We start from the raw sequence: 20,714 nt of genomic DNA, 5'->3' as shown, positions 1-20,714 counted from the left end.
GTCAAGAAGAAAAGACGATGTATTCAAAATTGAAAGGGGTTGATGCAAAGCGAAGATTTCTTGGACTTTTCTGGGCAAAAAGAGGAGGGGTTGAATTTAGAAGAAAATATCTTGACAGAGTTCAACAGGCGAATGAAAAATTCACAACGAGATTTGCACCTGGCTGGAAAACCGACAGAGGAAGAGTTTATATAATCTATGGTCCACCTGATGATGTTGAAAGATATCCATACACAGAAAATATGAAACCGTATGAGATATGGCATTATTACAATTTGCAGGGCGGGGTGATATTTGTTTTCGGTGATAGAACAGGATTTGGTTCGTATGAACTTTTGCATTCAACGCTTGTTGGAGAGGTGAAAAATCAAGATTGGATGTATCTTTTGATGCAGAGATAAATTTCCCGTGATTTATATTGACAGGCACATCTTAATTTTTTAAATTTAAAGCAAAAGCACATTTTTTTAGGATTTTAAAATTTCTATTGCTACTCTAAAAAGCACATGCGCAGGTGGGTAATTTTTTATTCGGGTAAATTTTCAAAAAACAAAAATGGAGGCAAAATCATGAGAAATGCCATCTTTATTTCGGCTTTAATCATTGCATTCTGCTTTGTTTCTTATGCGCAGGTTCAATATCCGCTTTATTATCTTAAAAGTGGATTCCACATCTCTTATGTTGCAAATTACCCAACAATTCCGAAAATTGACGGATGCGACGATGTCATTGCAGGGCTTGATTTGAACAAAAATGGGAAACTTGAAAATTCTTGCAGTTAACGATCCAACTGTTTCAAGTCCTTCGTCTGGGGATACGACTAAATGGATTTTCTGGTTTGAAAACGATGGAAATGATAATTACAAACTTTTGTGGAGCGTGCCTTTGCCATTGACTTCGGTAACAACTGGTTATAGTTTCCCCGGTGTGAATATAACAGATGTTGATGGAGATGGAAATTATGAGATATGTTTTGTCAATCCATCCAATGCTGATCCAAATGCTGGAATTACAAATCCTGACAAAATTTTCTTTTATGAGTATGACCCTACATCCAAAACATTTCCGAATGAACCAACATTTCAGTGGAATCTTGATTATCCAGCCGATGGTAATGCGGGATTTAGATTGACATATTTGCTTGCTGATGATTTTGATGGCGATGGCAAGCAGGAAATCGCACTCATTGATAGAACTTCTCGCATTCAAATGTGGATAATTTCGCTTGAGACACCGGAACTTGATCCATTTTCAAATTTTAAGGTTGAATTTAGAGATAGTTCGCTTACAGCGACATGGGCTTTTGATATTGCGGTGACCGATTTTGATAAAGATAGAAAAAAGGAAATATGGTTTGGGACATGGACTAACTTTACATGGGTAATTGTTGAGGCAGAGGGTTCGGATAATTATGTGATTAAGAAAGTCGTTACGAACTCGCAGGTTGGTTCAGGAACTTTAGTGGGCACACTTAGAAGTCTTAAATTTATGGATATGGATGGAGATGGTTATCCAGAAGGTTTTGCATTTGCAACAAATGGTCAGCTTGTTTTCATTGAGAATAAAAAACCAAATGATGTGAGCGAAATTGATTCAACTTATTTCCACAGAGTTGGTGGTTGGGATTACACACGAGGAGCTGATTGGGGAGACCTTGATGGTGATGGTAATCTTGATGTGATCGTTGCTGGAAATTATAGAAATGTTTATCATGTTGAATATAAAGGTTCGGGTTCATTTGCTGATTCAACAAGTTGGGAATGGAGTGAATTTTTAAACGATACACTTGGAACACCAAGATATTATTATGTTAGCATTCCGAAAAATGATATGGATGGTGATGGGAAGCGAGAGGTTGTAATCGGTTCATTGCAAAGACCCGATTCAACAAGGGCTTTCTTTATCGTTTTTGAAAGCGATGTCGCAGTAAAAGTTCAGGCAGAAAATGAAATCCCAGCGGGTTATTATTTGTATCAGAATTATCCAAATCCATTTAACCCAATCACATGGATTGAATTTGCTTTGCCAAGAGATGAACTTGTGACGGTTAAAATTTATTCGCTGGATGGTAGAGAGATTAAAACATTGGTTGAGAATCAATCTTATCCAGCTGGCAAGCATAAAATAAGTTGGGATGGGACGGATAATTCAGGAAATAAAGTTGCAAGCGGTGCTTACATTTATAAGATAAAAGCAGGCAAATTTGAAACATCAAGAAAGATGTTGCTCATAAAATAAACTCACTCCTCTAACCCCCTCTCTTTAAGAGAGAGGGGGATTTTTTGTCTAATCAAAACATTTTCCACCCTTCATCGGGGCGATCTATTTTTGGGGCTGAAATTATGATTTTTTAATCCTGTCTCAAAGTCGCAACTTTTCTCTTGACACATAACATTTTATTTATTAACTTCAAATCAAAATGAAATTCTCAGATTCAAACAAATTTATGGAGGTGCAAGATGAGAAGGTTAATCATTTTCATCGCTTTTCTTTTAATTGCGGTTAATTTTGTTTACACTCAAACATGGCAACTTGTTTACAAAAACAAAGGAGTTGGGACGAAGGATACTGTTTTAGCACAGCTTGGGGTTGGTAGATCAGTTCTCGTTGCGGATGTTAACAAAGATGGTGTAAAGGAAATTTACACAACAGCTTATGTTGGGCATAAAGTTATTCAATTCACGGTTGCTGGGAATGATAGTGTTGAGTTGACTTACATTTTCCCTGATCAACCCTCGGCTTTTTACATTGAGCCAAGAGATGTTGAAGTTGGAGATCTTGATGGGGATGGGAAACTTGAGATAATTTATCCTGTTGGGAGGACGAAGGCGGACTTTACAAATCATGTAAATAAAGGGGTTATCAGGTTTGGGAATGGAATCCATCAACAAATAGGTTTGATGGACCTTATGTTATAATACCAGATACAAATATGGCAAGATTTAGACCTGAAAATTTTGTTATTGATGATGTTGATGGTGATGGGAAGCAGGAGCTTGTCCATTTTGAATTTGCATTCAACGGGACTGACGATGGGGTTTATATAATTTCAATTGAAGGGGATTTTGAGAGTGGTTTTGCAACTGTAAATGTTGAGGGCGTTTTTAAGACGGGTCCAAGAAATATGGCTGTATCAAGTGGAATAGTTGCAGATGTTGATGGGGATGGGAAAAAAGAAATATGGTTTATGGGGAATAACATTACTGGAAATGAGACGCCACTTTGGTTTATCAAGGTAAAAGGACCAAATACATATGTTGCAGATACAAATAAGGTAGTTATTTTACAATCTGCAAATAGCTATCCTTTGAAGGCAATTGCAAGGGGTGATTTTGATAATGATGGAAAAGACGAAGTTTATTTCCCGTTTTTCAGAGCAAAAACAGTTGATGAAAATATTCCGAACACGATTTATGTAATTGGAAATCTCAACAATGTTGATGATTTTGACTCAACGAAGATAAAGGTGATTTTCTCAGATACAACCGACAAGATGCTGTATTTGTATAACTTGCAAAATGTTGGGAATAAATATCTTTTGCTTGGTGGATATTATGTTGTATATGAGGCGGAATACAGAGGTGTTGGTTCGCCACTTGATCCAAATAGTTGGACTTTTACAAAGTTAATTGATTATAATCCTGTTGATTCAGCAGCTGGAGCTGGATGGAGTGGTGGGATATGGAGGACAGGTGCAAGAAATGACCTTGATGGGGATGGGAAGCCGGAGATTATTCTTTTCCTTCAGGGTATCTCGGATAGTTTGAATAAATATAGCGAAAATAAGGTTTTGAGAATTTATGAAAAAACAGTCACTGGTGTTAAGGAGTGGACTGTTATAACTCCCGATGATTACGAGCTTTATCAAAATTATCCAAATCCATTCAATCCGACAACAAACATATCTTTCTATTTGCCTGTTGATAAAAAGATTAGTTTGATAATTTACGATGCTTCGGGTCGTGAAGTTGTGAGATTGATTGATGATCAGGAATTTCCAAAAGGGAAACATACGATAATTTGGGATGGGAAAGATAAATATGGCAAACCTGTTGCAAGTGGAACTTACTTTTATAAGTTGAAATTTGGAAGTTTTGAAAAGACCCGTAAGATGATGCTTATTAAGTAAAAATTTAAGGCGGGGATTTTAAGCCCCGCCTTTTTCATTTATGATCTTTCTTTAAGTTGCATTTCCCGTTGGGGGTTTCATTTCTAATTTCAACTTGCAAATCTTTGCTTCAATTTGTAAATTTTAAAAAAATAATTTGATTTTGCATTGGCTATGATTCGGGATGAGTTCAAGCCTGTTGTGATGAGCTTTGAAGAGTTGAATCAGCATTTTGAAAATTTCGCAAACGAACTTTCAAGCAAAAGAGAAGATACAAAAGGAACTTACACGAGGGCATTACGCGAATTTTTGAAATGGTTTGCGGTTGATAAGAAATTTCGCTTCCTTGTTGAAGATGTTCAAAGATACAGGGATTATCTCACGCACATAAAGAAGCTTTCCCCTGTTTCAGTTTCAACTTATCTTACCGCACTTCGTCGTTTCTGCGAGTATTTGAAGACGATAGGTGTAATTGAGAAAAATCCAGCAAAACGAATTCCGGGAAACAAAAGACCTACTTCTCACAGCAGAGAATTTTTAACTTGGGAAGAAATAGACATGCTTCTTTCAAGCGTTGAAAGAAAAGACGAAGCTGGATACCGTGATTATGCTATGATAAAGATGATGCTTGGTTGTGCGATGAGCGAACTTGAACTTTCAAACGCAGATGTTGGGGATTTGAAAGTTGTAAATAACCAGTATATAATTTATGTTCAGGGAAAAGGTAAAGATGTAAAGGACGAAGCGGTGCCGGTTCCAGATGATGTTGTTAAGGCACTTCATGATTATTTTACCATAAGAAGCAAGCGTCAGCCGGTTGAACCAGATCAACCGATGTTTGTAAGTTTGGGTCCGAAGAGTATGGGAGAGAGATTGACGAATAAAGGTATAAGGATAATCATAAGTGAGTATTTAAAGAAGTCGGGTGTTAAAAAAGGGAGAAACAGAAAATTAACACCTTATTCTTTGAAGCATACAGCAGCGATGATAATGGTTGAAAATGGCGCAACACCTGAGGAGCTCAAGAAAAGATTACGGCTTGGTAGCATTGAGACAGCGATGATTTATTTCAGACAGAAGGGAAAGCTTGGGAAGCCACCGCAGAAACAAGATTCAATTCAATTGTCTTTGCTTTAAAAACAAAATTTGAGGCGTAATCAAAAAATGCAGGTTAAATATCCGTTTCAAGAAATTGAGGAGAAATGGAGAAGATATTGGGAGGAGAAAAAAGTTTATAAGGTTGATTTGAGAAATCCGAAGAGAAAACTTTACTGTCTTGTTATGTTTCTTTATCCTTCGGCTGATAAACTTCACATCGGACATTGGTATAATTACGGACCAACGGACACATGGGCGAGATTGAAAAAGATGCAGGGTTATGATGTTTTTGAGCCAATTGGTTATGATGCTTTTGGCTTGCCAGCGGAAAATTATGCGATAAAAACGGGAATTCATCCGCACGATAGCACACAGCAGAATATAAATGTAATTCGTCAGCAGTTAAAGCAAATTGGCGCTATGTATGATTGGGATTATGAAATAGATACTTCAAAGCCGGAGTATTACAAATGGACGCAGTGGGTTTTCCTTCAACTTTACAAGATGGGTCTTGCTTATAAAGCCCCTGGACCTGTGAACTGGTGTCCGAGCTGTAACACAGTCCTTGCAAATGAGCAAGTCATTGACGGCGCTTGTGAGAGGTGTGGAACTCCTGTCGTGAGAAAATTCTTAACACAATGGTTCTTCAAAATAACTCAATATGCAGAAGAACTTCTCAATGACCTTGATAAACTTGACTGGCCTGAAAAGACGAAGATAATGCAAAGAAACTGGATTGGTAAAAGCATTGGAGCTGAAATTGATTTTATAGTTGCTGATACAGGAGATAAATTTTCTGTTTTTACCACAAGACCAGATACAATTTTTGGAGCAACTTATGTTGTCCTTGCTCCGGAACATCCGCTTGTTGAAAAGATAACACGTCCTGAATATAGACATCAGGTTCAGGAATATCTTGACTTCGTCGCACATGAGACGGAAATTGAAAGGACATCAACGGAAAAAGAGAAAACAGGCGTATTTACCGGCGCTTATGCAATTAATCCTGCAACGAAAGAAAAAATCCCGATATGGATTGCTGATTATGTTTTAATTCATTACGGAACGGGTGCAGTTATGGGAGTTCCGGCTCACGATGAGAGGGACTTTGAATTTGCGAAAAAATTCAACCTTCCGATAAGGAAAGTCATTCTTCAACCAGGGACAAATCCCGAAGATGAACTTGAAAGCGCTTATATTGAGCCGGGCATAATGATAAATTCGGGAAAATACGATGGTATGAATTCGCAAGAAGCGTGGGATAAAATTGTTGATGATCTTGAAAAAGAGGGAATCGCAAGAAGAGCTGTCAAATATCGTCTTCGTGATTGGTTGATTTCAAGACAAAGGTATTGGGGTGCACCAATTCCGATTGTTTATTGTGAAAAATGTGGCGAAGTTCCTGTTCCAGAGGAGCAACTCCCTGTTTTACTTCCATACAATGTTGATTTTAGACCAACGGGCGAATCGCCACTTGCAAGATGTGAGGAATTTATCAATACAACTTGTCCAAAATGTGGCGCTCCCGCAAAAAGAGACCCCGATACAATGGATACATTCGTTGATTCATCTTGGTATTATCTTCGTTATCTTTCACCAAAACTTGATACCGCACCGTTTGATAAAGAACTTGTGAAAATATGGTGTCCCGTTGATAAATATGTCGGAGGAGCTGAACACGCAACAATGCATCTTCTTTATGCAAGATTTATAACAAAAGCATTAAGGGATGCGGGGCATCTTGAATTTGACGAGCCATTTTTGAGTTTGTATCATCAAGGGACGATTACAAATAAAGGCGCTAAAATGTCAAAGAGCAAGGGAAATGTCGTAAACCCCGATGACTTCGTAAGTAGATACGGTTCTGATGTTTTTAGATTGTATCTTATGTTTATGGGAAGATACGATGAGGGTGGGGATTGGAGCGATGAAGGTATAAACGGAATGTGGAGGTTTGTTAATAGAGTTTATAACTTCGTCCTTGAAAATAAAGATTTGTTAAGAAGTGTAAAGCCGAAAGATAGATATAAAATTGAGGAACTTGGGGATTATGCAAAGTCAATTTACAGAAAAACGCACAGGACGATAAAGAAGGTCACAAATGACATTGATACTTTTAACTTCAACACCGCAATCGCTTCACTTATGGAACTTTTCAATCTTTTGTCTGAATTTGATCAAAATCTTTATGATGATCTGACGAAGGAAGTTTTCGCTCATTGTGTTAAGAGATTTATCATAATGCTTGGACCACTTGCACCGCATCTTGCGGAGGAGTTGTGGGAAATTTCGGGAGAAAGTGAGAGTTTATTCATCGGCAGTAAATGGGTTGAGCCAGATGAAGAAGCATTGACAGAAGAAGAAGTTACGATCGTGGCACAGGTGAATGGCAAAGTCAGAGCAAGGATTAAAGTCCCCGTTGACCTTGATGATGAAACATTGAAAAATATCGTTTTAAGCGATGCGAGTGTTCAAAAGTATTTGAGCGGGAAGAAAATATCAAAAATTGTCGTCGTGAAAAATAAACTTGTGAGCATTGCTTGTGAGGATTAAAATTTTCTTCTTTATCGCTCTGTTGTTCTTTTCACTTGGATGTAAATCAAAAGTGAAAAAAATCCTAATAACTCACGGTATATCATCCGTCTCTTACGCTTATTTTATTTCACAGAAAGATTCGCTTCCGTCAATTTATGCTGTTAATCTTTCTGATTACAAAGTTGAAAAAGTTTTGCCTGATACATTTGGTGCGGTGTGGGAAATAAAATTTTCTCCATCTGGGAATGTCGCTCTTTTTAAAACCGCTGACTTTGAAGGAACAGTTGGTGCTGGATTTCATCTCATAAAAAATCCGAAAATTTATCTTTTTGATGTCGCAAGTGGTGAAGTTGCGCTTCTCAAAACATTTGATGACTCGTGGGGTGTTAAGATAAGATGGCTCAACAACGATACGGTTGAAGTTTACAGAATAAGCGGAGGTTATCAAACGAATGAAAATTTCAAATTTGAAATTTATGGATTTGATCCAGATGGTAATTTGCTTTACGCTAAAAAAGAAGAATACGATTGGAGGAAAGGCGAATTCCCGCCGGAAAATGTACCTGATTTAAAATTAAATTCGCCAGATGGAAAATTTAGAGTTGAGATAAAAGATGACTCTCTTATTGGTGTGAAAAGAATTTATCTCGTTGACGAGTTGAATAGGTTTGAAATTTTTGAGACGAGATGGAAAATTGAACATTTGGAGTGGAGTTCAGATGGTGTGTATTTAGTTTTCAATGTTGTGAATATAACTCCTGAAGCGGTTGAGGAAAGAAATGTTAAAACGGGTGAACTTTACTATTTCAATGTTGCGAAAAGAAATCTCTACAAAATAAGTTCTGGCAGTGGATTTTTCAATTTCAGATTTATAAACGACACGCAGATAATTTTTGACAAAGGATTTGAAAATGACTCGGAAATTTATCTCTACGATCTTTATGAGCAAAAGATAAAGCGAATTACCGATAATGATTATCCTGATGGTGTGTCCGTGATTCCAAAAATTCTGGGGTTTGAAGCTTGATTATGGAAAAGACAAGAAAGACATTGTCCGTTGCGATAATTGCTGGGAATGAGGAGAAGAACATCGGAGATTGTCTTGAAAGTGTTAAATGGGCTGATGAAATAATTGTTGTTGATTCCGAAAGCAAGGATAAAACAGTTGAGATAGCACGAAGATATACCGATAAAGTTTTCATAAGAAAATGGGAAGGATACGCACCACAAAAACAGTTTGCAATTGAACAAGCAAGCTGTGATTGGATTTTGAGTTTGGATGCGGATGAAAGAGTTTCGCCTGAATTAAGGGAAGAAATTGAAAAAATTCTTGAAAATGAAACTGAATATGATGGTTTTTATATTCCGAGGAGAAATTTTTTCCTTGGGAAATGGATAAAGTCGTGTGGCTGGTATCCAAATTATCAACTTCGTCTTTTTAAAAGAGGCAAGGCAAGGGTTACGCAGAGAAAAGTTCACGAAGGTTTTGTGGTTGATGGAAAAGTTGGCTATTTGAAAGGAGATATAATTCATTTCACACATCCGACTTTGAAAGAAACGCTTGCAAAGATAAATGAATATTCAAGTTTAAGCGCAGAAGAAAAAGCACATAGAAAGAAAGTAAAATCTTATGATTTAATCCTTCATCCGCTTGCAGCTTTTTTGAGCCATTACATTATCAAAAGAGGCTTTAAGGATGGAGTTTATGGTTTGATGGTTTCGCTTATCCACGCTATGACGAATATGCAAACTTATATGAAAATTTGGGAGATTCAAAATGTCGGAAAAGACGAAGAAAAATTCGGAAAGTAATTTGAAAGTTTTCATAAGGGTTTTGAAGTATGTGAAACCTTATTGGAGACAGCTTAGTTTATCCGTTTTTTTTACGATTTTGTTCTCAATTTTTAGCGGTGTCTCAATTTATCTTGCAATTCCTTTACTTGAGACGCTTTTTTCCCAAGATTATATTTCAGCATTGAACAGGTTGGGGGGTTCAGGTGGATTTCTCGGAAATTTGAAACAGGAATTTTTCGGTTTTCTATTTCGCTATGTTTTCTCAGGGACACATTCAGAGGCGCTTATAAAAATTTGCATCGTTATAATCATTGCTTTCTTCTTGAAAAATTTATCAGGTTATCTTCAAGCATATTTCATGGCTTATGTTGAGCAGGGACTTGTGAAGGATATAAGAAATGAACTTTACAAACATCTTCACACGCTTTCGCTTGGTTATTTTTCTTCCGAAAGGACGGGGAATTTGATCTCAAGGATAACAAATGATGTTATGATAATTAACACTGGAATATCCGCAACATTTTTGAATCTTGTGAGAGAACCGCTTTTGATAATTGTTTTTCTTGGAATTGCGATTTCTTTGAGCTGGAAACTTACTTTGATCTCTCTTCTTGTTTTTCCGTTTGCGCTTTACTTTATAAGCAAGCTCGGGATAAGATTGCACAAGGAAAGCAGAGTTTCACAAGAGAGAATGGCTGATATAACCTCTGTTTTACAGGAGACAATTACGGGGGCAAAGGTTGTTAAGGCGTTCGGAATGGAGGAGTTTGAGAATAAAAAATTTCAAAGAGAGACATGGAGATATTTTAAATCGCTTCTTAAAATCACAAGGATAAGAAATCTCGCAAGTCCGATAACGGAGTTTTTAAGTGTTATAGCTGGTGTTGTTATAATCTGGTATGGCGGAATGCAAGTTCTTGATCTTGGGACGATGAGGGCAAGTGAGTTTTTGACTTTTCTAATAGCGATATTTCAAATCATGCCACCAGTGAAAGAGCTGACAAATGTAAATAACCGAATTCAGGAGTCAACAGCAGCAGCCAAGCGTGTTTTTGAAATACTTGACATTGAGCCCGAAATCAAAGAAGCAGAAAATGCAGTTGAATTGAAAGAATTTAAAAACGAGATAGTTTTTGAAAATGTCTGGTTTGCATACAACGGACAGAAGAATGGTGATTTTGTCCTGAAAGATATAAATCTTATCGTCAAGAAAGGGGAAATACTCGCAATCGTTGGACCAAGCGGAGCGGGGAAATCAACACTCGTTGATTTAATACCAAGATTTTACGACCCGACGAAAGGAAGAATTTTAATTGATGGAATTGACTTGAAAATGTTGAAGATCAAATCGCTTCGTGATAAAATTGGAATTGTGACGCAAGAGACGATTTTATTTAACGATACCGTAAGGAATAACATTGCTTATGGACTTGAAGATTGTCCGATGGAGAAAATAATTGAAGCAGCGATTGCAGCTAATGCGCACGATTTCATAATGCAACTTCCTGACGGATACGATACTGTAATTGGTGAAAGGGGGACGAAGTTATCTGGCGGACAGAGACAGAGAATATCCATTGCAAGAGCGCTTTTGAAAAATCCACCAATTTTAATCCTTGACGAAGCAACGAGCAATCTTGACGCTGAATCTGAAATACTTGTTCAAGAGGCAATTGAAAGATTAATGAAAAATAGAACTGTCTTTGTGATCGCACATCGTCTTTCAACGATACGGAATGCTGATAGAATAATCGTCCTTGAAAATGGCAGAATAGTTCAGGAAGGAAAGCACGAAGAATTGATAAAACAGGACGGGCTTTACAGAAAACTTTACGAGATGCAGTTTAACCTTCAAAAATTAACGGATGATGTAGATTGAAAATAAGCGTCAAAAACTATGATTTGCTGATTTACATATTTCTTGCGCTACAAATTGTGAGCGTTTTCTTTTCAATTGCGGTTTCTTCAATTGCTTTTGCTTTTGCTGGTTTATTTTTTCTTTTGAAAATTTTTTCAAATCGTGATGAGATTAAAAATTTGAAAACGACGCTTGACTTGTTTTTTCTTGGTTTCATCGCTGTTGAAATTTTAAGCGCTCTTCTTTCGGATTATAAATCCGAAGCATTTTATCACGCAAGACGAATTTTTCTGATTTTGGTTTTTTATATGGCTATTTCAGTTTTTAAAGATTTTAAGCGAATTCAAAACATTTTGCTCGCAATTGGGATAGTTTCAGCGATAGTTTCGGTTATTGAACTTATTGTTTATTATTTGAGAATTGACATCGTCTGGCTTGGTGTGTTTCAGATTTCAATGACCGCTGGCGAGTTGAAGATGATAACACTTCTTCTTTTGTTTCCGCTTTATCTTGACAGAGATATTTCGTTTAAAAGGCGTGCTTTAATTCTTATTTTGATGTCGCCAACTTATCTAACATTTCTTTTAACTTTCGTAAGAAGTGCATGGTTTGGTTTTTCAATTGGTTTGCTTGTGATTGTGCTTTTAAGATACAGATATTTTTTCCCAGGATGGGTTTTTCTTGTGGCGGTTTTTTATCTTTTCTTTCCGTTAAAGTATAAATATGAGCATCTTTCGGAGGTTACAAGATCTGAGACAACGGTTGCAAGATATATGATGTGGAAGACGGGACTAAAAATGTTTTCACAAAGACCTTTGCTTGGATATGGAGATATTGACCTTTATAAAATTTATGTTAAGTTCCGACCGAATCCTGCTCCTGACGAAAGACACGGACATCTGCACAATAATTTCATAATGTGGCTTGTTTTATTTGGCATCGCTGGGTTTTTAATTTTGAGCGGACTTTTTGTGAGAATTTTAATTGATTTCTTCGTTCTTTTCAAAAATGTTAATTCAATTCCAATCGTTCGTGATATTGTTCTTGCTGGAATTGGTGTTTTCTTTGCTTTTAATGTGAGTGGGTTTTTTGAATGGAGTTTTGGCGATGCGGAAATTATGACGCTTTTTTGGTTTATCTGCGGACTTGTTTATTCTGTAAATAAAATTCTCAAAAATCAAAATGTCCCAGCTTAAGATATTTTTCGTGATGTCTTCCATAAGCTGGGGTGGACTTGAGATGAACATTTTAAAACTTGCGTGCAAGCTCAGAGAGAAAGGACACACGATAATAATCGCCTGTAACCCAGAAGGAAGATTATTTCAACAGGCGAAGGAAAGTTTTGATGTTGTTGAATTCGGAAGTGAGTTTAAAAACGATTTTAAATCGGTGCGAAAAATTTTGAAGCGAGATAAATTTGATGTGATTCATATTTTCAGGTCTGGTGATGTAAATAAGATGATTCTGTCTCTATTTGGGAATTATCATAAATCTGTTTTGATATTTGATCCTCAAATTGGCGTCGGCGTTAAAAAGAAAGACCCATTTCATAAATTCATCTATCAAAAACTTGACGCAGTGATTGCGATATCAAAAGATGTTGCAGATGGATTTATAAGAAATTTGCCTGTTAAGATGGAAAAGGTGCGAGTTATTCATCTGGGTGTTGATGTTGAAAAGTTCAAGTTTAGGAAGGATGGAAGGGAAAGAATAAGAGGTGAATTTAATCTCGGTGATGATATTGTTCTTGGCGTTGTGAGTCGCTTCAGCCCCGGGAAAGGTCACGAGGAATTGTTCAGAGCTTTTAAAATTTTAAATCAAGAGTTTAAAAATTTGAAGCTGTTGATTGTCGGTGAGCCGACGGTCGGAGAGATTGATTATTTCAGTAATTTGAAAAATCTTGAGAAAGAACTTGGAATTGGGGAAAGCACGATATGGACTGGATTTAGAAAAGATGTGCCAGATATTTTGTCGGCAATTGATATATTTGTTGCTCCTTCGCATGCAGAAGCGTTTGGGCTTTCACTTGTTGAAGCGATGGCGGTTGGTTTGCCTGTAGTTGCAACGAAAAATGCTGGATTTCTTGATATAATTGATGATGGCGTAAATGGTTTATTTTTTGAGAGAGGAAATCACATTGACCTTGCTGAGAAGATAGAAATGTTGATAAAGGATAAAACACTTGCGAAACGGCTTGGCGAAAAAGCAAGTGAGACCGCACGAGAAAAATTTAGTTTTGAAAAGTATGTTAATTCCGTTGAAAATCTTTATCTTGAACTTTTAAAGTCAAAACAAACGGAGGCAAGAGATGTTCAACATAGCAAGTCCTGAAGATATAAAGGCGGGCAAAGTTACAGATGTCTATTTTGAAAGGGCGATAAATGTTTTGAAAGAAAAGGGAGTGAATAAATATGTCAAAGCAGAGTTTGTTGTTAAGAAATTTCCGTCAAATTATCAATGGGGAGTTTTCGCTGGTCTTGATGAAGTTTTGAAACTTCTTGAAGATTTGCCTGTAACTCTTAAGGCGATGCCAGAGGGAACGATTTTCAGAACGAATGAGCCGGTTATGACAATTGAAGGAATGTATCTTGATTTTGCAGTTTATGAAACCGCAATTCTTGGACTTATATGTCAAGCGTCGGGAATAGCAACAAAATCCGCAAGATGCAAACTTGCAGCCGGAGATAAAATTGTGGTTCATTTTGGGGCAAGGAGAATGCATCCAGCGATAACTCCTATGATTGACCGAAGTTCTTATATTGGTGGATGTGATGGAGTTGCAACTCCAATTGGAGCTAAACTTCTTGGGATTCCAGCAAGCGGGACGATGCCACATGCGATGATACTTTTGTTTGGAGACACGCTTGAAGCTGTGAAAGCATTTGATGAAGTCATTGATCCGAAAGTTCCAAGAATTGCTTTGATTGATACATTCGCTGATGAAAAATTTGAAGCGATACGAATTGCTGAAGCGCTTGGGGATAAACTTTATGGTGTTCGGCTTGATACGCCAAGCTCAAGGCGTGGAAATTTTCTCGCAATTTTGAAGGAAGTAAGATGGGAACTTGATTTGAGAGGTTTTAAGAATGTTAAGATATTTGTCAGCGGTGGAGTTGATGAGGAAGTTATAAAGCAATTGAATGAGGTGGTTGATGCTTATGGAGTTGGGACGACGATTAGCAGTGCGCCAGTTCTTGATTTTGCTATGGATATAGTTGAAATTGAGGGTAAGCCGATAGCAAAGCGTGGGAAACTTTCTGGCGAAAAAACAAGTTTATGTGAATGAAACAACTGGTGAAAGGATTATTTATCCAGCAAAGGAAAAATTTGAGAAGGAAGGTTTTAAACCGCTTCTTGAAACCGTGATTGAAAATGGGAAAATAATTAAGCCTACACCTGAACCATCGGAGATAAGAAATTATGTGTTGAAACAATTAAAAAACTTAACATTTTAAACATGGCAAAGAAAGTTTTCGCTCTTTTAATCATACCGTTAATTCTTCTGTCTCAAAATCAAAAGATTGAGAAAATCGGTCAAGCAGAATTTTACATTGCAAATGGCGAACTTGAAAAAGCAATTAAAATTTACTCTGAAATTTTCCATCAAGAGCCGACAGATTATAAAATCGCAAATCGCCTTGCTCAACTTTATTTGTGGACTGAAAACTTGCACGGTGCGATCTCTGTTTATGAAACTCTTTTAAGTAATGGCGTCTCTGATTATGATGTCTTGACAAAACTTGGGCAATGGTATCTGTGGGACGGAAGACAAAGCGATGCAATTGCGGTTTATGAAAAACTCCTCCAAATCTATCCCGATAGTGTTAACTTTTATAAAACGCTCGCAAAACTTTACATCTGGAACAATCAATCTCAAAAGGCAATCCCTGTTTATGAAAAAATTCTTGAACTTGATCCATCTGACAAAGAAACGCTTGTTGAACTTGCACAGCAATATGTGTGGAACGATCAACAGTTGAAAGCGATACCGCTTTACAAAAAAATTGTTTTTCTGTTTCCCGACAGTTTGAATTATCATTGGATGTTGTGTCAACTTCTTGTCTGGAACAATATGACAGACGAAGCGAAAAAAGAATTGCGAAGGTTTTTGCTCAAATTCCCAACGCATGCACGGGCGCTTGAACTTTCAATGCAGTTGAATTATTACTTGGGCGAGTGGGATGAAGCCAGAGAAAATGCGAAAAAACTTCTTGAGATTGAACCGCAAAATCAAAATGCAAGAAAAATCCTTGATGAGATAAAATCACAGTATTCTGATTTCGCCTTCGCAGAAGCGCAATGGTTCAGGGACACAAACAAATTGACGAGAATTGTTTATCCCGTTGAATTTAAGTTTTATTTCAACAGATTTTTTGAGGCAAATCTCAATTTTCAAAGGGTTGAACTTGTGGATGATAGAGTTGGAGGGAGAATTTTTGGATATGGTGGTGTCGTCTTGTTTAAATATAATTTTTCAAGAGGAAATTATTTTGAACTTGGCTCTGGCGCATTTAAATATGGAGCAAATTTTTATCCTGTTTGGAAATTTACACTCGGTTTGAATTTATTTGACAGAATTTATCCGCAGTTCTCTTATAAAAGAACCGAGAACAGAGAAGGTGTTAAGGCGATTGAAAACAAAATTGAAATTGACAATTTCACGCTCACGATTTATAACCAAATTTTCAACAATCTCGGTTTAAGTTTCCTATTTGATTATGGAATTTATTCCGACGGAAATGCAAAGAAGACCTTTGGAAGTTATCTTAATCTGTTTTTGCGAAGAGAGAATCCGAGAATTTTATTCGTTGGGTTTTATGCGTTTGAGGACTTTGATTCAATCTATGCGAATTCAATTCCATACTGGACTCCAAATAATCTTTCCACTTATTGGATTGAGTTAAATGCTGAACAGGGGATTTTCAAGTTCATAACGCTTGGGGTTGCGGGTGCGATCGCAAAAAATCCGAAGTATCCAGCATCAACAAATTACAGGTTTTACGGGAAATTTACACTTGGAAGAGTTGAAATTTACGGGCTATATGAGAAATACGGTTCAACGGTCTATCATTACAGATTCTTCAGGGCTTATGCAAGGTTTAGGTTTTAAGTTTTTTGATTGAATGATTTGAGTTCTTGCGTTTATTAAGTTTTTTAAAAATGAGAAGCCCTATCAAAATCAAAGTTCCAAACGGCAAAAGAAGGATTAAAAGATATTTCCAATTTATCTTTCCATTTGTTTTCGGCTTTATTTCTTCTTCGGCGATGAAGTCGTCAAGATATTCAGACCTGTATCTTGGCTCGCTCATAAGTTTCTTGTGTTTGATTTTTTTGCATAAATTTAACAAAATTTTTCGCTTTTTTAAAGTGATTTGAATCAATCTTGCTTTTTCCAGTTTTAAGTTTTTGATTTTTGGGATGAAGTTTTTAAATTTTTTGTGAAGTTAACAACAAAAATGGAGAAAAATAGGAATGGCTGTTAGAGTTAATCCCACCGAAGTTCATAGCACACTTTCAAAGCACATACTCGTTGACGGATTTGAGATGGTTCTTGATCTAAAAAATAGTCAAGGCAGGCGTCTTGTTGATGCAAAAACTGGAAAATCATATCTTGATTTATTTTCTTTCTTTGCATCTTCGGCTCTTGGAATGAACCATCCAAAACTTCTTGAAAAAGATTTTCTTGAAAAATTAACACTCGTTGCAATTAACAAGCCAACTCTTTCAGATATTTATCCTGTTGAATATGCGGAATTCGTTGAGACATTTTTCAATCTTGCTGTTCCAGATTATTTCAAGTATGCGTTTTTCATTGAAGGTGGTGCTCCTGCGGTTGAGAATGCTTTAAAAGTTGCGTTTGATTGGAAGATGCAAAAAAATCTTGAGCGTGGATTTTATAAATCCGTTGAAGATGAGTCAAAGATGGTTGTCATACATTTTCGTCAGGCATTTCATGGACGCCTCGGTTATACGCTTTCATTGACGAATACAGACCCGATCAAGCATAAATACTTTCCGAAATTCAAATGGCCAAGGATTCACAATCCAGCGATAAAGTTTCCGTTGAATGAGGAGAACTTGAAGAAGGTTCAGGAGGAGGAACAACTTGCTTTGAATCAAATTAAAGATGCGATAAAGGAATACGGTCATAATATAGCAGCACTTATAATTGAGCCAATTCAGGCTGAAGGTGGAGATAACCATTTCAGGAAAGAATTTCTCGTTGCTTTGCGTGAGATTTGCGATGAAAATGAGATTATGTATATAATGGATGAGGTGCAGACAGGCGTTGGATTAACAGGAAAGATGTGGGCACATGAACATTTTGTTAAACCCGATATAATTGCATTTGGGAAGAAAACTCAAGTTTGTGGAATTCTCGTTGGTGAAAGAGTTGATGAAGTTAAAGATAATGTTTTCCATGTTTCAAGCAGGATAAATTCAACATTTGGTGGAAATTTAACAGATATGGTCAGGTTTGGGAAAATTCTTGAAGTCATACACGAGGAGAATTTGCTTGAAAATGCACGTGTGGTTGGCGAACATTTGCTTAATGGATTGATTGAGTTGCAGAGTGAGTTTCCAGAGTTTATTTCAAATGCACGCGGTCGTGGGTTGATGTGTGCGTTTGATTTGCCAGATGCGGAGTTTAGAAAGAAGTTTTTGAGAAAGGTTTATGAAAATGGTGCAGTTATGATAGGTTGCGGAGAAAGGACGATAAGATTTAGACCACCGCTTACCATCACGAAAGAAGAAGTTGATGAGGGAATTGAGATAATTAGAAAATCCTTGAATGAAATGAAGGATTAAATTTTGTGTTTTGAGCAAGTGTTAATTTTTGTGCATAATTTTTACAAAAATTTTTTTGATAGCCCCCACCTTTTTACTTTAACGGTGGGGGTTAATTATAATTGTCCCTCTTGACATTTGGATTATAAGTTTTTATATTTGAAGCAAGAGTTTGTTGCGCCCGCACCTTGGAGTGAATTTCAAAACTAAAAAAGTGGAGGTTTTATGGAAGAAGTTAAGAAAAGATCCGCAGGTGTCTCAAAAGACACCGCAGTTGAAATTACGCAAAGCGATAAATTAATCGCAGATAAATCTTTAAAAAGGGGGTTAAAATTTCGCCGATTCTTCACCAAGCCGGGGATTCATCCGTTTGATGAAATAATCTGGGAGAGAAGAAATGCAGTTATAACGAATGAAAAGGGGGAGGTTGTCTTTGAGCAAAAAGATGTTGAAGTTCCGGCATCGTGGTCAATGCTTGCAACGAATATAGTTGTGTCAAAATATTTTCACGGTCAAATCGGGACTCCGGAAAGAGAATACAGCGTGAAGCAATTGATTGAAAGGGTAGCAAGGACGATAACAAATTGGGGAATAAAAGATGGTTATTTTGCAAGCGATGAAGATGCGGAGATTTTTTATAACGAGCTTGTTTATCTTCTCGTAAATCAATATGGTTCGTTCAATTCTCCCGTCTGGTTTAATGTTGGGGTTGAAGAAAGACCACAAGCATCTGCTTGCTTTATAAATTCAGTGCAAGATACGATGGAATCAATTCTTGAACTTGCGAAGACTGAGGGGATGCTTTTTAAATATGGCTCTGGGACAGGAACGAATTTTTCAACGCTTCGCTCATCTAAAGAAAAACTTTCTGGTGGCGGAGTCGCAAGCGGTCCTGTCTCATTTATGCGTGGATTTGATGCCTTTGCTGGTGTAATTAAAAGCGGTGGAAAGACAAGAAGAGCTGCTAAAATGGTGATTTTAAATGTTGATCATCCTGACATAATTGATTTCATAAAGTCAAAAGCTGAAGAAGAAAAGAAAGCGCATATTTTGATAAAAGCAGGTTATGATCCCGGGTTTAATGTCCCAGGAGGTGCTTATGACTCTGTTCAATTCCAAAACGCAAATCACTCTGTAAGAGTTACTGATGAGTTTATGAGAGCAGTTCTTGAAGATAGAGAATGGCATACAAGATATGTCACAACTGGTGAAATATGCGATACATACAGGGCAAGAGATATTATGAGAATGATTGCTGAGGCAGCGTGGCTTTGCGGAGATCCCGGGATGCAATTTGACACAACTATAAACAGCTGGCATACATGTCCAAACACAGGAAGGATAAATGCAAGCAATCCATGTTCAGAATTTATGTTCCTTGATGATACTGCTTGCAATCTTGCTTCTTTGAACTTAATGAAATTTAGAAATGAAGATGGGACATTTAACACAGAAGCATTTCGGCACGCAGTTGATGTTTTCATCACCGCACAGGAGATAATAGTTGACAATGCAAGTTATCCGACGAAAGCGATTGAAAGAAACAGCCATGATTATAGACCGCTTGGTCTTGGATATGCAAATCTTGGGGCTTTGCTTATGTCACTTGGCTTGCCTTATGATAGCGATGAAGCAAGAGCTTACGCTGGCGCTATAACTGCAATTATGACTGGCGAAGCATATAGACAATCTGCGTTGATTGCGAAGGAAATTGGTCCTTTTAGAGGGTTTGAGCTTAACCGTGAACCAATGCTTGGGGTCATAAGAAAGCATATGTCTTATGTTGATAAAATTGACAAAAGTTTAATTCCAGAGGAATTGTTTGAAGAAGCGAAAAAGGTCTGGAAAGAAGCATATGATCTGGGGCAAAAATATGGATATAGAAATTCACAAGTTACCGTGCTTGCTCCGACAGGAACGATTGGATTTATGATGGATTGTGATACGACGGGAATTGAGCCGGATATTGCACTTGTTAAGTATAAAAAACTTGTTGGCGGTGGATTTTTGAAAATAGTTAATAACACGGTTCCGCTTGCGCTTAAAAAACTTGGATATAACGAAAAACAGATCAAGGAAATAGTTGATTACATTGACAAAAATGATACAATTGAAGGTGCGCCTCATTTGAAACCCGAACATCTTCCGGTTTTTGATTGTGCCTTTAAACCAGCAAAAGGTAAAAGATTTATTCACTATATGGGACATGTTAAGATGATGGCAGCAGTTCAGCCGTTTATTTCTGGTGCGATTTCAAAAACTGTTAACATGCCAAATGATGTCACCATTGATGATGTTATGCAACTTTATATTGATGCGTGGAAAATGGGGCTTAAAGCGATCGCCATATATCGTGATGGTAGCAAAGGAACACAACCACTTTCAACGAGCATAGAAGATAAAAAAGAAGAAACAAAGAAAGTTGAATTTAAACCCGTTCGCCGTCGTCTCCCAGATGAAAGAAAATCAATCACTCACAAATTCAGCGTCGCTGGTCACGAAGGATATATAACCGTTGGAATGTATCCGGAT

General features: G+C 37.1%; 16 protein-coding genes and 1 pseudogene. 16 read left to right on the top strand and 1 reads right to left on the bottom strand.

The window, feature by feature from the left end; all coding sequences use genetic code 11:
* The 14 genes and pseudogenes from AWW83_RS08625 to AWW83_RS08560 all read left to right on the top strand — a co-directional run.
* On the top strand, positions 1 to 401 hold a 401-nt coding region (locus AWW83_RS08625), incomplete at its 5' end, for a GWxTD domain-containing protein (protein ID WP_143713948.1).
* A gap of 168 nt (positions 402 to 569) precedes the next feature.
* Complete coding sequence (locus tag AWW83_RS08620; protein WP_143713947.1) at positions 570 to 782, top strand: hypothetical protein; 213 nt, start codon at positions 570 to 572, stop codon at positions 780 to 782.
* Entirely contained in the window at positions 754 to 2,238 is a 1,485-nt protein-coding gene (locus tag AWW83_RS08615) for an FG-GAP repeat domain-containing protein (RefSeq protein ID WP_092350896.1), read from the top strand. Before AWW83_RS08620 ends, AWW83_RS08615 begins: the two co-directional genes overlap by 29 nt.
* A gap of 221 nt (positions 2,239 to 2,459) precedes the next feature.
* Positions 2,460 to 2,918: an FG-GAP repeat domain-containing protein gene (locus AWW83_RS08610; RefSeq protein ID WP_092350894.1), complete on the top strand. Its 459-nt coding sequence runs from the start codon at positions 2,460 to 2,462 to the stop codon at positions 2,916 to 2,918.
* A gap of 14 nt (positions 2,919 to 2,932) precedes the next feature.
* Positions 2,933 to 4,129, top strand: coding sequence for a T9SS type A sorting domain-containing protein (locus AWW83_RS08605; protein WP_092350892.1), 1,197 nt, complete (start codon positions 2,933 to 2,935; stop codon positions 4,127 to 4,129).
* 153 nt (positions 4,130 to 4,282) lie between these two features.
* A complete protein-coding gene (locus AWW83_RS08600) occupies positions 4,283 to 5,245 on the top strand; it encodes a tyrosine-type recombinase/integrase (RefSeq protein ID WP_092350890.1) in 963 nt (320 codons plus the stop codon).
* 27 nt (positions 5,246 to 5,272) lie between these two features.
* On the top strand, positions 5,273 to 7,759 hold the full coding sequence (gene leuS, locus AWW83_RS08595) for a leucine--tRNA ligase (protein ID WP_092350888.1): 2,487 nt from the start codon (positions 5,273 to 5,275) through the stop codon (positions 7,757 to 7,759).
* The gene (locus tag AWW83_RS08590) at positions 7,749 to 8,768 is read left to right on the top strand and encodes a hypothetical protein (RefSeq protein ID WP_143713946.1); all 1,020 of its coding nucleotides are present in this window, start codon (positions 7,749 to 7,751) and stop codon (positions 8,766 to 8,768) included. The genes leuS and AWW83_RS08590 overlap by 11 nt, the downstream gene beginning before the upstream one ends.
* Positions 8,769 to 8,770: 2 nt before the next feature.
* Positions 8,771 to 9,553, top strand: coding sequence for a glycosyltransferase family 2 protein (locus AWW83_RS08585; RefSeq protein WP_092350884.1), 783 nt, complete (start codon positions 8,771 to 8,773; stop codon positions 9,551 to 9,553).
* The gene (locus tag AWW83_RS08580) at positions 9,519 to 11,414 is read left to right on the top strand and encodes an ABC transporter ATP-binding protein (RefSeq protein ID WP_234697287.1); all 1,896 of its coding nucleotides are present in this window, start codon (positions 9,519 to 9,521) and stop codon (positions 11,412 to 11,414) included. The genes AWW83_RS08585 and AWW83_RS08580 overlap by 35 nt, the downstream gene beginning before the upstream one ends.
* Positions 11,411 to 12,589 (top strand): O-antigen ligase family protein, encoded by a 1,179-nt coding sequence (locus tag AWW83_RS08575; protein ID WP_092350882.1) that lies wholly within the window; start codon positions 11,411 to 11,413, stop codon positions 12,587 to 12,589. Before AWW83_RS08580 ends, AWW83_RS08575 begins: the two co-directional genes overlap by 4 nt.
* Complete coding sequence (locus tag AWW83_RS08570; RefSeq protein ID WP_092350880.1) at positions 12,576 to 13,724, top strand: glycosyltransferase family 4 protein; 1,149 nt, start codon at positions 12,576 to 12,578, stop codon at positions 13,722 to 13,724. The genes AWW83_RS08575 and AWW83_RS08570 overlap by 14 nt, the downstream gene beginning before the upstream one ends.
* A pseudogene (locus tag AWW83_RS08565) lies at positions 13,702 to 14,848 on the top strand (nicotinate phosphoribosyltransferase). The gene AWW83_RS08570 and the pseudogene AWW83_RS08565 overlap by 23 nt, the downstream one beginning before the upstream one ends.
* Positions 14,849 to 14,850: 2 nt before the next feature.
* A complete protein-coding gene (locus AWW83_RS08560) occupies positions 14,851 to 16,503 on the top strand; it encodes a tetratricopeptide repeat protein (RefSeq protein WP_092350878.1) in 1,653 nt (550 codons plus the stop codon).
* On the opposite strand, the gene AWW83_RS08555 is transcribed toward AWW83_RS08560, so the two are convergent.
* Positions 16,493 to 16,702 carry a hypothetical protein gene (locus tag AWW83_RS08555; RefSeq protein WP_143713944.1) on the bottom strand — a complete coding sequence of 70 codons (210 nt, stop codon included), beginning with the start codon at positions 16,700 to 16,702 and terminating at the stop codon, positions 16,493 to 16,495. The two genes, AWW83_RS08560 and AWW83_RS08555, sit on opposite strands and share 11 nt — an antisense overlap.
* 163 nt (positions 16,703 to 16,865) lie before the next feature.
* On the opposite strand from AWW83_RS08555, the gene lat reads away from it, so the two are divergent.
* Complete coding sequence (gene lat / locus AWW83_RS08550) at positions 16,866 to 18,203, top strand: L-lysine 6-transaminase (RefSeq protein ID WP_092350874.1); 1,338 nt, start codon at positions 16,866 to 16,868, stop codon at positions 18,201 to 18,203.
* A gap of 204 nt (positions 18,204 to 18,407) precedes the next feature.
* A partial coding sequence (locus AWW83_RS08545; protein WP_092350872.1) for a vitamin B12-dependent ribonucleotide reductase occupies positions 18,408 to 20,714 on the top strand: 2,307 nt, incomplete at its 3' end.

It is taken from the genome of Candidatus Chryseopegocella kryptomonas (genome assembly GCF_001536065.1).
Lineage (GTDB): Bacteria > Bacteroidota > Ignavibacteria > Kryptoniales > Kryptoniaceae > Kryptonium > Kryptonium kryptomonas.
This window is presented reverse-complemented; position numbering and strand designations above follow the sequence as displayed.

What these genes read in the sequence shown, in the direction of transcription:
- AWW83_RS08620 (WP_143713947.1), top strand. Translation starts at nt 570, where the DNA reads ATGAGAAATGCCATCTTTATTTCGGCTTTAATCATTGCATTCTGCTTT.
- AWW83_RS08615 (WP_092350896.1), top strand. Translation starts at nt 754, where the DNA reads ATGGGAAACTTGAAAATTCTTGCAGTTAACGATCCAACTGTTTCAAGT.
- AWW83_RS08610 (WP_092350894.1), top strand. Translation starts at nt 2,460, where the DNA reads ATGAGAAGGTTAATCATTTTCATCGCTTTTCTTTTAATTGCGGTTAAT.
- AWW83_RS08605 (WP_092350892.1), top strand. Translation starts at nt 2,933, where the DNA reads ATGGCAAGATTTAGACCTGAAAATTTTGTTATTGATGATGTTGATGGT.
- AWW83_RS08600 (WP_092350890.1), top strand. Translation starts at nt 4,283, where the DNA reads ATGATTCGGGATGAGTTCAAGCCTGTTGTGATGAGCTTTGAAGAGTTG.
- leuS (WP_092350888.1), top strand. Translation starts at nt 5,273, where the DNA reads ATGCAGGTTAAATATCCGTTTCAAGAAATTGAGGAGAAATGGAGAAGA.
- AWW83_RS08585 (WP_092350884.1), top strand. Translation starts at nt 8,771, where the DNA reads ATGGAAAAGACAAGAAAGACATTGTCCGTTGCGATAATTGCTGGGAAT.
- AWW83_RS08580 (WP_234697287.1), top strand. Translation starts at nt 9,519, where the DNA reads ATGTCGGAAAAGACGAAGAAAAATTCGGAAAGTAATTTGAAAGTTTTC.
- AWW83_RS08570 (WP_092350880.1), top strand. Translation starts at nt 12,576, where the DNA reads ATGTCCCAGCTTAAGATATTTTTCGTGATGTCTTCCATAAGCTGGGGT.
- AWW83_RS08560 (WP_092350878.1), top strand. Translation starts at nt 14,851, where the DNA reads ATGGCAAAGAAAGTTTTCGCTCTTTTAATCATACCGTTAATTCTTCTG.
- AWW83_RS08555 (WP_143713944.1), bottom strand. Translation starts at nt 16,702, where the DNA reads ATGAGCGAGCCAAGATACAGGTCTGAATATCTTGACGACTTCATCGCC.
- lat (WP_092350874.1), top strand. Translation starts at nt 16,866, where the DNA reads ATGGCTGTTAGAGTTAATCCCACCGAAGTTCATAGCACACTTTCAAAG.